The 12903-nt window shown below is 56.7% G+C and carries 12 protein-coding genes and 12 tRNA genes; 21 read left to right on the top strand and 3 right to left on the bottom strand.

Annotated features, from left to right (window positions below; all coding sequences use genetic code 11):
• Window positions 1-33 precede the first annotated feature (33 nt).
• From ybgC to I6L34_RS07370, 19 genes are all read left to right on the top strand, one after another.
• On the top strand, window positions 34-441 hold the full coding sequence (gene ybgC / locus I6L34_RS07460; protein ID WP_005335737.1) for a tol-pal system-associated acyl-CoA thioesterase: 408 nt from the start codon (window positions 34-36) through the stop codon (window positions 439-441).
• A complete protein-coding gene (gene tolQ / locus I6L34_RS07455) occupies window positions 431-1120 on the top strand; it encodes a protein TolQ (protein ID WP_005335735.1) in 690 nt (229 codons plus the stop codon). The genes ybgC and tolQ overlap by 11 nt, the downstream gene beginning before the upstream one ends.
• Window positions 1120-1566: a protein TolR gene (gene tolR / locus I6L34_RS07450; RefSeq protein ID WP_005335733.1), complete on the top strand. Its 447-nt coding sequence runs from the start codon at window positions 1120-1122 to the stop codon at window positions 1564-1566. The genes tolQ and tolR overlap by 1 nt, the downstream gene beginning before the upstream one ends.
• Before the next feature lie 5 nt (window positions 1567-1571).
• The gene (gene tolA, locus I6L34_RS07445; RefSeq protein ID WP_216956372.1) at window positions 1572-2705 is read left to right on the top strand and encodes a cell envelope integrity protein TolA; all 1134 of its coding nucleotides are present in this window, start codon (window positions 1572-1574) and stop codon (window positions 2703-2705) included.
• A gap of 95 nt (window positions 2706-2800) precedes the next feature.
• Window positions 2801-4126 (top strand): Tol-Pal system beta propeller repeat protein TolB, encoded by a 1326-nt coding sequence (gene tolB, locus I6L34_RS07440; protein ID WP_005335728.1) that lies wholly within the window; start codon window positions 2801-2803, stop codon window positions 4124-4126.
• A 49-nt stretch (window positions 4127-4175) separates the two neighbouring features.
• Window positions 4176-4700, top strand: coding sequence for a peptidoglycan-associated lipoprotein Pal (gene pal / locus I6L34_RS07435; protein ID WP_005304908.1), 525 nt, complete (start codon window positions 4176-4178; stop codon window positions 4698-4700).
• Window positions 4701-4858: 158 nt separating this feature from the next.
• Window positions 4859-5659: a tol-pal system protein YbgF gene (gene ybgF, locus I6L34_RS07430; protein WP_058056440.1), complete on the top strand. Its 801-nt coding sequence runs from the start codon at window positions 4859-4861 to the stop codon at window positions 5657-5659.
• A gap of 174 nt (window positions 5660-5833) precedes the next feature.
• A tRNA-Lys gene (locus tag I6L34_RS07425) sits at window positions 5834-5909 on the top strand.
• A 31-nt stretch (window positions 5910-5940) separates the two neighbouring features.
• Window positions 5941-6016: transfer RNA gene (locus tag I6L34_RS07420), tRNA-Val, on the top strand.
• A 23-nt stretch (window positions 6017-6039) separates the two neighbouring features.
• Window positions 6040-6115 (top strand) — tRNA-Lys (locus tag I6L34_RS07415).
• Between the two features lie 16 nt (window positions 6116-6131).
• Window positions 6132-6207, top strand: a tRNA-Val gene (locus I6L34_RS07410).
• A 25-nt stretch (window positions 6208-6232) separates the two neighbouring features.
• Window positions 6233-6308 (top strand) — tRNA-Lys (locus I6L34_RS07405).
• 16 nt (window positions 6309-6324) lie between these two features.
• Window positions 6325-6400 (top strand) — tRNA-Val (locus tag I6L34_RS07400).
• A 24-nt stretch (window positions 6401-6424) separates the two neighbouring features.
• Window positions 6425-6500 (top strand) — tRNA-Lys (locus I6L34_RS07395).
• 16 nt (window positions 6501-6516) lie between these two features.
• Window positions 6517-6592, top strand: a tRNA-Val gene (locus tag I6L34_RS07390).
• Between the two features lie 23 nt (window positions 6593-6615).
• Window positions 6616-6691 (top strand) — tRNA-Lys (locus I6L34_RS07385).
• 17 nt (window positions 6692-6708) lie between these two features.
• Window positions 6709-6784, top strand: a tRNA-Val gene (locus tag I6L34_RS07380).
• Between the two features lie 36 nt (window positions 6785-6820).
• Window positions 6821-6896: transfer RNA gene (locus I6L34_RS07375), tRNA-Lys, on the top strand.
• A 17-nt stretch (window positions 6897-6913) separates the two neighbouring features.
• Window positions 6914-6989, top strand: a tRNA-Val gene (locus tag I6L34_RS07370).
• A 306-nt stretch (window positions 6990-7295) separates the two neighbouring features.
• Here I6L34_RS07370 and I6L34_RS07365 read toward each other — a convergent pair.
• Entirely contained in the window at window positions 7296-8609 is a 1314-nt protein-coding gene (locus I6L34_RS07365; protein WP_058056587.1) for a sodium-dependent transporter, read from the bottom strand.
• Between the two features lie 432 nt (window positions 8610-9041).
• Between I6L34_RS07365 and I6L34_RS07360 the strand changes: the two genes are divergently transcribed.
• The gene (locus I6L34_RS07360; protein ID WP_058059681.1) at window positions 9042-9761 is read left to right on the top strand and encodes an ABC transporter substrate-binding protein; all 720 of its coding nucleotides are present in this window, start codon (window positions 9042-9044) and stop codon (window positions 9759-9761) included.
• A 3-nt stretch (window positions 9762-9764) separates the two neighbouring features.
• On the opposite strand, the gene I6L34_RS07355 is transcribed toward I6L34_RS07360, so the two are convergent.
• Together I6L34_RS07355 and I6L34_RS07350 are read right to left on the bottom strand one after the other, a co-directional pair.
• Window positions 9765-11078 (bottom strand): sodium-dependent transporter, encoded by a 1314-nt coding sequence (locus I6L34_RS07355; protein ID WP_058059680.1) that lies wholly within the window; start codon window positions 11076-11078, stop codon window positions 9765-9767.
• A 211-nt stretch (window positions 11079-11289) separates the two neighbouring features.
• On the bottom strand, window positions 11290-12129 hold the full coding sequence (locus I6L34_RS07350; RefSeq protein ID WP_076492465.1) for an isopenicillin N synthase family oxygenase: 840 nt from the start codon (window positions 12127-12129) through the stop codon (window positions 11290-11292).
• Window positions 12130-12335: 206 nt separating this feature from the next.
• Between I6L34_RS07350 and I6L34_RS07345 the strand changes: the two genes are divergently transcribed.
• Window positions 12336-12899, top strand: coding sequence for a DUF2799 domain-containing protein (locus I6L34_RS07345; protein WP_005362971.1), 564 nt, complete (start codon window positions 12336-12338; stop codon window positions 12897-12899).
• Window positions 12900-12903: the final 4 nt, after the last annotated feature.

Here is a 12903-nt window from a genome sequence, read left to right as displayed (position 1 = left end):
CCCATCTGACTGTCGAATGGATCACAGATTGTTATGGGGGAAGTCTTTGAGTTTCCGGTGCGTGTCTACTACGAAGACACCGACGCCGGGGGCATTGTCTACAACGCCAATTATCTCAAGTTTATGGAACGTGCTCGCACCGAGTTTCTTCGTGCCAAAGGGGTCGAACAGGACGTCTGGCTGCAGGAGGGATATGCCTTCGTGGTGAGCCGAACTGAGATCGATTTCCGCTCGGCGGCCCGTTTTAATGAACTATTGAATGTATTAACGCAAGTGATTGAAGTGAAACGCGCATCCCTGCGCTTTTCGCAGCAGATCCTGGCGGCTGATGGACGACTGATCACCCAGGCCATGGTACAGATAGCCTGTGTCAGTCATCCGCAAATGAAACCTGTAGCTATACCTGAAAAAATCAAGGGAGTGCTGTTAAGTGCACGCTGAAATTTCGTTTATTGGCCTGTTTTGGCAAGCCAGCCTGTTGGTAAAACTGGTCATGATGACCCTGATGAGCATGTCTATTGTCTCGTGGGCGCTGATTATCCAGCGTTCAAAGGCGATCAAGGCGGCCAATCTCGCATCGGAACAGTTTGAAGATCGCTTCTGGTCAGGGGTCGATCTCAATCGCCTCTATCAGGAGTCCTCTTCCCGCCGCGATGATATCGAAGGCATGGAAGATATCTTCTACTCCGGCTTCAAGGAGTATGCCCGCTTGCTCAAGGCCGGTGCCCGTGGTCAGGATGCGGTGATGGATGGTACCTACCGCGCCATGCGCGTCTCCCTCTCCCGCGCGGTGGATGATCTGGAATCCAACTTGCCGGTGCTGGCGACCATCGGCTCCATCAGCCCCTATATCGGTCTGTTCGGTACCGTATGGGGGATCATGAACGCCTTTATCGCCCTGGGTCAGGTGCAGCAGGCCACCCTGCAAATGGTGGCACCGGGTATCGCGGAAGCGCTGATCGCTACCGCCATGGGTCTGTTTGCCGCTATCCCGGCGGTTATCTTCTATAACCGTTTCTCCAACAAGGTCGAGCGGCTGGAGAACGCCTACGCCAACTTCATGGACGAGTTCACTACCATTCTGAACCGTCAAATTGCACAGCAGCAGGGTGATCAGTAATGCAAACCTATCAGCGGATCCGGCGCAAGAAGGTGGCCGAGATCAACGTGGTTCCCTATATCGACGTCATGCTGGTGCTGCTTATCATCTTTATGGCGGTCACGCCGGTGATCACGCAAGGGGTCAAGGTGGATCTGCCACAGGCTGAGTCCGAGCAGTTGCCGGAAGATGCCAAGCCGCCCTTCATCGTCAGCGTCAATACCGAAGGCGAGTATGTCATCAAGGCTGGCGAAGCCGATGACGAGCCGGTGCCAAGCGGCACGCCAGAGGCGATGCAGCAATACATCACCGAAAAAGCCATGGGCTATCTGGCGATCAACCAGAATGCCCCCGTGGTGGTCGCGGGTGACAAGGCCGTGCGCTACGAAGAGGTGATCCTGTTGATGGTGGCCCTCAAGAATGCGGGTGTGCCTCAGGTTGGCCTGATGACAGATCCGGTGAACTAACGGAGATGGATGTGAAGCGTGGTATTTCCGGTTATCTCATCGCGTCGTTTCTGCTGCACCTGATCATCGGCATCATCCTGTTTGTCGGGCTCGATTTCAGCAAACCGAAACGACCCGAATCGAAGGGGCAGATCGTCAATGCCGTCATGCTCGATGAGAACTTCCTCAACGAACAGGCCAAGCAGATCCAGCAGCAGAAATCTCAGCCCAAGCCTCAAAAGGTAGAGAAAGAGAAGGATAAGGAAGACACGGATCTCGCCAAGCGCGAGCTGGCTCAGAAACAGGAGCAGCTTCGCATCGCCGAGACCAAGCGCAAGCAGGCCGAAGAGGCGACTCGCAAGGCCGAGGCCGAGAAGCAGAAGAAGGTTGCCGAGCAGAAGCAGGCGGAAGAGAAGGCGCAGAAAGCCGAGGAAGCCCGCAAGCTGGAAGAGCAGAAGGCCAAGAAGGCCGAAGCCGAGCGTAAAGCGGCGGAAGCCGAGAGCAAGGCGTTGGCGTTGAAGAAGAAAAAGGAACAAGAGAAGAAAGAGGCCGAAGAGAAGGCAAAGGCGGCAGAAGCCAAGGCCAAGAAAGCGGAAGCTGAAAAGAAGGCCAAAGCCGAAGCCGAGAAGAAAGCCAAGGCAGAAGCAGAGAAAAAAGCCAAAGCCGAGGCCGAGAAGAAGGCCAAGGAAGAGGCTGAGAAAAAGGCAAAAGCTGACGCAGAGAAGAAAGCCAAGGCAGAGGCCGAAAAGCAGGCCAAGATCGCGGCTGAGCGCAAGCGTAAAGCGGCCGAGCAGGCCAAGCTGCAAAAAGAGATGGAAGAGATGATGCAGCAGCAGCTGTCGGCTGAGGCCAATGCCCGCAGTCAGGCGGCATCGGCAGCAGCCCAGGGCGAAGTCGACAAATATGCGGCGCTCATCAAGGCCACTGTTGAGCGGTATATGATTTTGGATCCCACCATGCGGGGCAAAACATGTACTATCGGCGTACGTCTTGCGAGCAGTGGCTTTGTCATATCGGTAGATAACGGCCAGGGTGACCCGGCGGTTTGTCGTTCCGGTAAGGCGGCTGTTCTGAAAGCCAATCAACTGCCTGTGCCCAAGGATCCTGCGGCATTCGAGATGTTGAAGGAATTTAACCTGAAGTTAGAACCGAGTATCTAAGCGTGATAAAACGAGGTTGCTTGCCTCCGGTTGGCAACCTCTCGCCGAGAAAGGAATTTAACCTCTCATCTATATTGGAACCGAGTATTTAAGCCATGATCAGAAAAGTATTTTTTGCTTTGGTTGGCTGTTTGTTGCTGGGCCAGAGTGCCCAGGCGGCCCTGGACATCGTCATCACCGGCGGTATTGATAGCGCACGCCCCATCGCCGTCGCCCCCTTCAAGTGGGAAGGCAACGGGCAGTTGCCGCAGGACATCGCGGAAGTGGTCTCCAACGACCTGATGCGCAGCGGCAAGTTCAAGCCGCTGGCCCGTGGCCAGATGCCGCAGACCCCGAGCAGCAGCAGCGAGATCAACTTCGCTCCCTGGGCCTCCCAAGGGGTTGAAGCCGTGGTGGTGGGTTCCATTTCGGCAGTCGGTGACGGCACTTACAAGGTCAACTTCGAGCTGGTCGATGTGCTGAAAGGCCAGCTGGCCAAGGCGCAAGGTGGCGAGAGCAATGGTTACATCCTGGATAGCCGTATGGCGACCATCCCGGGTGCCCAGATGCGCCAGTTTGCCCACCGTATCTCCGACATCGTCTATGAGCGTCTGACTGGCGAGCGCGGTGCCTTCCTGACCCGTCTGGCTTACGTCTCCGTCCAGCAGGGTACCCAGTTCCCGTACCAGCTGCGTATTTCTGACTACGACGGTTACAACGAGAAGACCCTGCTGCGCTCCCGCGAGCCCTTGATGTCTCCAGCCTGGTCGCCGGATGGCAGCAAGCTGGCTTACGTGAGCTTCGAGAACCAGAAGTCCGAAATCTACGTGCAGGATATCTACACCCAGCAGCGCAGCCTGATCACCAGTTTCCGCGGTATCAACGGGGCGCCGGAGTGGTCTCCGGATGGTCGTCGTCTGGCTATCGTTCTCTCCAAAGATGGTTCACCGAACCTCTATGTGGTTGATGTCGCTAGCAAGCAGCTGACCCGGGTTACAACCAGCCGTGTGATCGACACCGAACCCTCCTGGATGCCGGATGGGCAAAATTTGTTGTTCACCTCTGAACGTGGTGGCAAACCCCAGATTTATAGCGTAAATTTGGCGACTGGTATGACTCGCCGGATGACTTGGGAAGGTGAATCCAACCAGGGTGCATCCATCACTCCTGATGGCAAAATCATGGTGATGGTGACCCGTGTTCAGGGACAGTATCGTATTGCCCGTCAGGACATGGAAAACAATGCCCTGTTGGTCCTTACCCAGAGTGCTCTGGATGAGTCGCCAAGTGTGGCTCCCAATGGCAGCATGATCATTTATGCCACCATCTATCAGGGTCGTAAGAGTCTCGCGTTGGTGTCGACTGATGGTCGCTTCAAGGCTGTGCTTCCGACCAGTAGCGGTGAAATTCGTGCACCAGCTTGGTCGCCCTTCTTGAATTGATAAAAATCCAATTGTTTTTTGTTTTGTTATAAAGGTTTAAGGAAATAGCATGCAACTCAATAAACTGCTCAAGGGTTTGGCCATCGCACTGCCACTGTTCACCCTGGCCGCTTGTAGTTCTTCTTCTGATTCCGACGCCGCTGGCGCTGAATCAGGTATGACCGACGGCATGGGCGGTGTACAAACCGGCGGCGCCAACGGCATGTTGTCCCCGGAAGAGCAGATGCGTCAGAAGTTCGAAGCACTGCAGCGTGACAACGTGATCTACTTCCCGTTCGACGGTTACGATATCCAGGGTCAGTACGCTGATCTGCTGGATGCCCACGCCAGCTACCTGCGCGAGCGCCCGAGCGTGAAAGTCCTGATCGAAGGTCACGCCGATGAGCGCGGTACTCCGGAGTACAACATCGCCCTGGGCGAGCGTCGTGCCAAGGCTGTTGCCAAGTATCTGCAAACCCTGGGTGTGCAGGCCGAGCAGCTCTCCATCGTCAGCTATGGCGAAGAGAAGCCGCTGGACATGTCCCACACCGAGGATGCCTTTGCCAAAAACCGCCGCGCGGTTCTGGTTTACTAAGGTTTAAACCGAACGAAGTTCGTTTATATGCAAGCGGCCATTTCGATGGCCGTTTTATTTGCACTAAACGCCAAGGTTTGATCCGAATGAAATCTGCATATGCGAGCGACGATGGCGCTGGCCGTTTTATCTGTACTAAACGCTAAGGTTTGATCCGAATGAAATCTGTGTACAAGCAAGCTGTCGTTGCGCTGGCCGTAATGGTTGCTCTGAATGCGCAAGCTGCGGCACCGGTCAGCGATCTGGGCGGTGACTCAAGTGGTGGGGTTGTCCTTAGCGGCAACAACGGCGCCATCGTGCCCACCGGTAGCCTGGAAGATCGGGTTGCCCTGCTGGAGCGCACCCTCAATGCCCGTCTGCGACTGCAAGCTGAATTGCAGCAACAGGTCGACTCCCTGCAAGGGGAGGTCTCCGAGCTGCGTGGTCAGCTGGAGCAGCAGACCTACCAGATGGAACAGTCGCAAGAGCGCCAGCGCCAGCTCTACCAAGAGCTCGACAAGGTTGCCAGCAGCCAGCAAGCTGCTCCAGCCGCCCCGGCCCCCGCTGCTGCCACACCGGCTGCTACCGCCAATTACTCAACCAATCAGGATGAGAACCAGGCCTACGACGCAGCGGTCAACATGGTGCTCAAAGAGAAGAACTACGACAAAGCCATTCCGGCTTTCCAGGGCTTTATCAAGCAGTACCCCAATTCGGGCTATGTTCCCAATGCACACTACTGGCTCGGCCAGTTGCTGTTCAACAAGGGTGACAGAGCCGGTGCCTCGGCCCAGTTTTCGACCGTGGCCAACAAATACAGCAAATCCCCCAAGCGAGCCGATGCGCTGCTGAAGCTGGGTATGCTGGCGCAGCTAGATGGCAAGAAGGCGGAAGCCAAATCCTTCTATGAGCAGGTGATCAAGGGCTATCCCAACACCTCGCCGGCCCAGTTGGCCAAACAGAGTCTGGCCAAGCTGTAACATTGCTGTATGTCACTGTTTTCGTAACGCTACTGTAAAAACAGCCTGCATTTGTACGCACATTGAGCAAACGGATTTAAATTACGAATTTTCTGTTGCACCGGAAATTTAAATCCGTAATATAGGCCGCCGTCAGAGCCGAAGCAGTAATGCAGTCGGAACTGGTCGTGGTGAGGGTCGTTAGCTCAGTCGGTAGAGCAGTTGACTTTTAATCAATTGGTCGCTGGTTCGAATCCAGCACGACCCACCATTTTCTCCACTCGGTGGAGACAGAATTCCCAGGTCGTTTAGCTCAGCTGGGAGAGCACCTCCCTTACAAGGAGGGGGTCACTGGTTCGATCCCAGTAACGACCACCAGTTTGAAAAAAAATGATTTAGATGGGTCGTTAGCTCAGTCGGTAGAGCAGTTGACTTTTAATCAATTGGTCGCTGGTTCGAATCCAGCACGACCCACCATCATTTCAGAATCCCAGGTCGTTTAGCTCAGCTGGGAGAGCACCTCCCTTACAAGGAGGGGGTCACTGGTTCGATCCCAGTAACGACCACCAGTTTGTAAGTAAAAATGATTTAGATGGGTCGTTAGCTCAGTCGGTAGAGCAGTTGACTTTTAATCAATTGGTCGCTGGTTCGAATCCAGCACGACCCACCATCATTTCAGAATCCCAGGTCGTTTAGCTCAGCTGGGAGAGCACCTCCCTTACAAGGAGGGGGTCACTGGTTCGATCCCAGTAACGACCACCAGTTTGTAAAAAAAATGATTTAGATGGGTCGTTAGCTCAGTCGGTAGAGCAGTTGACTTTTAATCAATTGGTCGCTGGTTCGAATCCAGCACGACCCACCATCATTTCAGAATCCCAGGTCGTTTAGCTCAGCTGGGAGAGCACCTCCCTTACAAGGAGGGGGTCACTGGTTCGATCCCAGTAACGACCACCAGTTTGTAAAAAAATGATTTAGATGGGTCGTTAGCTCAGTCGGTAGAGCAGTTGACTTTTAATCAATTGGTCGCTGGTTCGAATCCAGCACGACCCACCATCATTTCAAGAATCCCAGGTCGTTTAGCTCAGCTGGGAGAGCACCTCCCTTACAAGGAGGGGGTCACTGGTTCGATCCCAGTAACGACCACCATATTTGCAGTAAAAAGTTTAAAAAAATGATTTAGATGGGTCGTTAGCTCAGTCGGTAGAGCAGTTGACTTTTAATCAATTGGTCGCTGGTTCGAATCCAGCACGACCCACCATCATTTCAAGAATCCCAGGTCGTTTAGCTCAGCTGGGAGAGCACCTCCCTTACAAGGAGGGGGTCACTGGTTCGATCCCAGTAACGACCACCATATTCGCAAGCGAAGCTGAGATATCAGCTGCGGTTGCAGAGAAAGTCCCCATTCAGATGGGGATTTTTTTTGCCTGAAATTCAGTACTCCAGCTTCTTCTGTTGCCGTTGTGGCGAGCCAAGCACCACCTCTTATTGTGCCACTCTGCCACTCCGATCCTTCTTCGATCCTGCTCTTCCGAGATTGTTCGACGTCCACTGACTTCACTCCTGTCCATCGTGATGCTGCTCATATGAACGCCTGTTAAAGCAAACGCCAGCAATAAAAAGGGCAGGCCAAGGCCTGCCCGCACGGATGCGCAAGGTGTTACATGATCCCGCGGATCAGGATCCCGCTGATCAGCAGCGGCGCCACCACGCGCCAGCACCAGAGCAGCGCCAGACGCAGGGCGGGTGACAGGCCCGCAGGCAATATGGCATCACCCAGGCGCCAGCCCAGCAGCAGGGTCAGTACCAGACCAAACAGCGGCATCATCAGGTTGGAGGTGAGATAGTCGAGCAACTCGAAGATGGTCTTGCCAAACAGGGTCAGATCGCTCCATGGGCCGAACGACAGGCTCACCGGAATGCCGGAGGCCATGATGAGCAGAGTCAGTACCCTGCAGGCGCCACGACGCGACCAACCCCACTCCTCGGTAGTGAAGCGCACCAGATGCTCCAGCATGGAGATGGAGGAGGAGAGAGCGGCGACCAGCAGCAACAGGAAGAAAACCACCCCCAGCCCCTGACCGAACGGCAGATGACTGAACACGGCAGGCATGGTCATAAAGGTGAGCCCTGGGCCCGCGGTGGGATCGATGCCGGTGGAGGCCAGCGCCGGGAAGATCATCAAGCCCGCCAGCACCGAGATAAGGCTTGCCAGTGTGACCACCCAGACCCCGGAGCGCAGCACCCCTTCGCTATTGGGCAGGTAGGCGCCATAGGTAGTGTGTACCCCGAGCCCGATGGAGAGGGAGAAGAAGGCCAGCCCCAGCGCGTCCAGCACGCTCTGGCCGGTCAGCATGGAGAAGTCCGGCAGCAGCAGCTGGCGCACACCCGCCATGGAGCCCGGCATGGAGAGGCCAACCCCCACCAGCAGCAGCATCATGATGAACAGCGCCGGCATCATCCAGCGCAGTGCCCGCTCCACCCCTTTCTGAATACCCCCCTGCACGAACCACCAGGTCAGGCCCGCGAAGATCAGATGGGTCAGCACCGGCCACCAGGGGTTGCTGACATAGCCGTTGAACAGGGCGGTGAGGGCGCTTCCTTCGCTCAGGTTGAGCTTGCCAGCCATCGCCAGCGCGGCGTAACCCACGGTCCAGCCGCCTACCACGCTGTAGAAGCTGTAGATAAAGAAGCCGCAGGCGATCCCCATATACCCCATCCAGCGCCAGTTCGGCCCCACCAGTTTGCGAAAGGCGCCGAGCACCCCGCGCTGGCTATGGCTGCCGAGCAGGGTTTCGCCGACCTGTACCGCTACCCCCAGGGTGAAGCTGAACAGCAGAAACACCAGCAGAAAAGCGCCACCGCCATTGGTGGCGGTCACATAGGGAAACTTCCAGATGGCACCAAGGCCAATCGCAGTGCCTGCTGCGGCCAGCACATGACCGAGACGGGAAGACCACTGAACCTGGCTCATACAACCTCCGGGTAACACGACATCGAAGCAATACTCCTGAGTAGCAATAAACGACAGACCATAAAAAAGGCCGCCTGAGGCGACCTTTGCAATGAACATTCAGAAAAACTGTGCGTGCAAGGTCACCTCTCTTGCGAGCTAAAAAATCGACCAAACAGCACGAGGATGGCAGACATGAGGTGGCAACCTGACCAATGAATGAGGGAACAGCCTAAACCATGGAAAGAATAATTGACACATAAAATCAAAAATTTTTTATGTGTGCCGCTGTCATCACTCTGACTATACGTACAGCTCAATGGGGGAGAACCTCGCAGGGCCGTATCTTTTCTACCTTGCGGCTATTTACTGGGCGATAATCGACGTAGCTTCTTCTGGAACTAGTGACTGCTACATGGCGCTGACGGGAACAACGATGAGACAGGATGTCGTATGAGATGGATGGTGTTGCCCTGGTTACTGATCAGCCTGAGTGTGTCGGCGCAGCCCGGATTAACCCTGCTGAGTCACGACTTACCCCCCTTTACCGAATACCGCGACGGCAAGCTCGACGGATTTGCCATTCGCCTGATCGATGAGGTGCAGGAGGAGCTTGGCACCCGCTATCCGGTGCGGATTTACCCGCTCAAGCGGGCGCTGGCGCTGGCACGGGTCGAGCCCGGCTATGGACTGTTCGTGGTACAGCGGCTCCCGGAACGGGAGTCCCATTTCAAATGGGTTGGCCCGCTCTTTATCAATCGGGTCTTTATCTATCAGGCGCCGGATAGTCGCCACCCGCTGACCTCGCTGGCGCAGCTGCGGGATCTGCCCAGAGTGGGGGTCGTGCTGGGCAATGCCGATGATGTGCGGCTGACCCATGAGGGCTACACCAATCTGGTGCGCTACAAGACGGTCGGGGAGGCGATAGAGCGGCTGATGCTGGGCAAGATCGATGCTTTGCCGATGGCGGAGCTGGTGATGGAGGCCACCCTCGACAAGATGGGGTTATCCCGGCGCAGCATCGTCAGCAGTGGCGTGCTGCTCCATCAGGCCGGTCTCTATATCGTCTTCTCCAAGGGAACGGATGATGCCGAGATCACCCGCTGGCAGCATGCCCTGGAGGCCGTCAGAGCCGCACAGGGGCGGGCCGATGAGCCCACCCGCGAAGAGTAACCGTCACACCAGACCGCGAATCAAGATCCCGCCGATCAGCAAGGGGGCAATCCAGCGCCAGCAGTTCATCAGCAAGTGATGCCAGTGGCTGGCAATCCCCTGCGGTAGTGCCTTGCGTCCCAGTTTCCAGCCCAGCAGCAGTGTCAGCATCAGGCCGAACAGCGGCATCATCAGGTTGGAGGTGACAAAGTCCAGCAACTCGAAAATGGTTTTGCCAAACAGGGTGGCGTGTTGCAGCGGGCCAAACGACAGGCTGACCGGAACACCGCTAACCATGACGAATCCTGTGATGGCGCTGCAGGCCGTGCGGCGTGACCAACCCCAGGTCTCGCACAGGAAGCACTGCAAATGCTCCAGCAGGGAAATGGCCGAGGAGAGCGCCGCAAAGACCAGCAGGGCGAAGAAGATCACCTCAAGCAGCTGACCGAAGGGCAGCAGCTGAAATACCGCCGGCATGGTCATAAAGGTGAGACCGGGGCCGGAGGCTGGGTCGATACCGGTCGAGGCCAGCACCGGGAAAATCATCAGCCCCGCCAGTACCGCCACCATGCTGGCCAGCAGCACCACCCAGAGGCTGGAGCGACCAACCCCTTTGCTGGTCGGCAGATAGGCGCCGTAGGTGGTGTGAATGCCCAGACCGATGGAGAGGGAGAAGAAGGCCAGCCCCATGGCATCGAGCACGCCAGACATCCCCAGCTTGCTGAAGTCGGGCATCAGGAAGTGACGTACTCCCGCCATCGCATTGGGCAGGGTGAGGCCAAAGGCGACCAGCATCAGGATCATCAGGAACAGGGCTGGCATCATCCAGCGCAGGGTGCGCTCCACCCCTTTCTGAATGCCGCCTTGTACCACCATCCAGGTGAGGGCGGCAAACAGCAGATGTGTGAGAATGGGCCAGACGTCGCCGCTGACATAGTCATTGAAGCGGGCGGTGAGGGCCGCCGCATCCCCATGATTGAGCTGACCGGAGATGGCCATGCCGGTATAACCGAGCGTCCAGCCGCCCACCACGCTGTAGAAGCAGTAGATGAGCAGGGTAGAGATCACCCCCATTACCCCAACCCAGCGCCACTGTTTGCCGAGCAGATCGGAGAAGGCTCCGACTACCCCGCGGCGACTCATGCTGCCGAGCAGGGTTTCCCCCATCAGTACCGCAACCCCCAGGGTGAAGCTGAACAGCAGAAAGACCAGCAAAAAGGCACCACCGCCGTTGACGGCAGTGACGTAGGGAAACTTCCAGATTGCGCCGATACCGACGGCGGAGCCGGCGGCAGCGAGAATATAGCCGAGGCGGGAGGACCATTGGGACTGCATCATTTGAACTCCAATCGAGGGCCCATGGCTGGGCCAGAATGGCGCTCATATTACGGAAAGGGGTCCGCAATCACTACGCAGCTTGCCAGCCTTAAATACGATTTATTGGCACGATTGCCTAATAAAATTCGCTTATTTGCGCGATTGTGCCAACAAATAAAAACCGGAGCATTTTTGCTCCGGTTTTGGATTGATGCCAGACTGGCAGGGCTGGTCAGATGACGCCCAGCTCGCGCAGCCGCTCCATCAGGTAGCTGTGGGCGGTATGGCGCTCGGAGAGCACTACATCCGGGCGCGGGTGGAGGAACAGCGGCAGGGAGATGCGTGACTTGGCGGCGCTGCCACCGGTCGGGTTGATGACGCGGTGAGTGGTGGAGGGGTAGTAGCCGCGAGAGGCCTCCTGCAGCATGTCACCGATGTTGATGATGAGGGTGCCAAAGTCGCACGGCACATCCATCCACTCGCCGTCGGAGCCCTTCACCTGAAGCCCCGGCTCGTTGGCGGCGGGCAGGATGGTGAGCAGGTTGATATCCTCGTGGGCGGCGGCGCGGATGGCGCCCGGCTCCTCGGTGCCATCGAACGGCGGGTAGTGCAGCACCCGCAGCAGGGTCTTCTGGCTCTCTTCGATCATCGAGGAGAGGGGGCAGCTGTAGTGAGCGGCGATATCGGCCGGGGTGTACTGCTCCACCCAGCCCAGCAGCTCGGCGGCCAGACCGTTGGCGAGACGGTAGTACTCCATTGCCTGCTCCTTCAGCTCTTCCGGCATCTGGCCCCAGGGGTAGATGTGGAAGTACTCCTTGATGTCTTTCTGGCTATGGCCCTTGGCCACCTCGGAGACCGAGGGTGGGAAGTAGCCATCCTGGGTCTCGCGGTTGAACAGGAAATCCTGCTTCTGCTCGCTCATGAAGAAACGATACCAGTTGTCGTAGATGGACTGCACCAGCTCTTTCGGAATGGGGTGGTTGGTCAACACGCCAAAGCCGGTGGTTCGCAGGGATTCGGTGAAGCGTTGGGCCGCATCGGGTGAGCGGTAATCGACGGTCAGGACTTTCATTGTTTTTGTTGCGCGCCAGTTAAAAGGTGGCGCAGTTTACCTTGCGCCTGATAACAAGGAAAGCGGGTTGGCCGCCCGTCTGGCATGGCGTTGAATAGTGACAAAAACATCAAATAAACCGCGCCAGACCGCACGGGAGCGCATCCCTTGTTATGGCCTTTTATCCTCTCTAGAATGCCGGTCACTATCTTTTCCGGAGTCTGTTCATGTCCCCCAAAATCCTGTTGCTGACCCTGCCGGTATTGCTGGCGGGATGCAGTGCCCTGTCAGAAGATGAGTGCCGTACCATGAGTTGGTACAACCTGGGTTATCAGGATGGATCGGAAGGCAAAACCCGTCAGGCGACCCGCGATTACGTTTCGTCTTGCAGCGAATATGGCCTCAAAGTGGATGAAGCCGAGTGGAAACGGGGCTACGACAAGGGGCTGGAGCTCTACTGCATTCCCGAGCTGGCTTACAGCAAGGGCAAGGAGGGGCAGGCTTATCTGGGGGTATGCCCCAATGACGCCAGCTTCCTCAAGCAATATCAGCGTGGCTACGAAGAGTACAAACTGGCTGCTCGCCTGCGGGAGATCAGCGACGAGCTGGAGCGTACCGAGCGGGATATCGATACGCTGGAGCGCAGCATCCGCAACGAAACCAACACGGAACAGCGTGACTATTACCGCGCCAAGCGCGATCGGGCCATTCGCCACTACGAATCCCTGCGCCGGGAGTACAACCGTCTGCGCTATCCGGATCGGGTGATCCAGTTCTCCTTCGGCGGTTAATCCC

It is taken from the genome of Aeromonas sp. FDAARGOS 1404, assembly GCF_019047085.1.
Taxonomy (GTDB): Bacteria; Pseudomonadota; Gammaproteobacteria; order Enterobacterales; family Aeromonadaceae; genus Aeromonas; species Aeromonas veronii.
This window is presented reverse-complemented; position numbering and strand designations above follow the sequence as displayed.

Coding starts and splice junctions, on each gene's coding strand:
- ybgC (WP_005335737.1), top strand. CDS start 34: ATGGGGGAAGTCTTTGAGTTTCCGGTGCGTGTCTACTACGAAGACACC.
- tolR (WP_005335733.1), top strand. CDS start 1,120: ATGCAAACCTATCAGCGGATCCGGCGCAAGAAGGTGGCCGAGATCAAC.
- tolA (WP_216956372.1), top strand. CDS start 1,572: ATGGATGTGAAGCGTGGTATTTCCGGTTATCTCATCGCGTCGTTTCTG.
- tolB (WP_005335728.1), top strand. CDS start 2,801: ATGATCAGAAAAGTATTTTTTGCTTTGGTTGGCTGTTTGTTGCTGGGC.
- pal (WP_005304908.1), top strand. CDS start 4,176: ATGCAACTCAATAAACTGCTCAAGGGTTTGGCCATCGCACTGCCACTG.
- ybgF (WP_058056440.1), top strand. CDS start 4,859: ATGAAATCTGTGTACAAGCAAGCTGTCGTTGCGCTGGCCGTAATGGTT.
- I6L34_RS07365 (WP_058056587.1), bottom strand. CDS start 8,609: ATGAGCCAGGTTCAGTGGTCTTCCCGTCTCGGTCATGTGCTGGCCGCA.
- I6L34_RS07360 (WP_058059681.1), top strand. CDS start 9,042: ATGAGATGGATGGTGTTGCCCTGGTTACTGATCAGCCTGAGTGTGTCG.
- I6L34_RS07355 (WP_058059680.1), bottom strand. CDS start 11,078: ATGATGCAGTCCCAATGGTCCTCCCGCCTCGGCTATATTCTCGCTGCC.
- I6L34_RS07350 (WP_076492465.1), bottom strand. CDS start 12,129: ATGAAAGTCCTGACCGTCGATTACCGCTCACCCGATGCGGCCCAACGC.
- I6L34_RS07345 (WP_005362971.1), top strand. CDS start 12,336: ATGTCCCCCAAAATCCTGTTGCTGACCCTGCCGGTATTGCTGGCGGGA.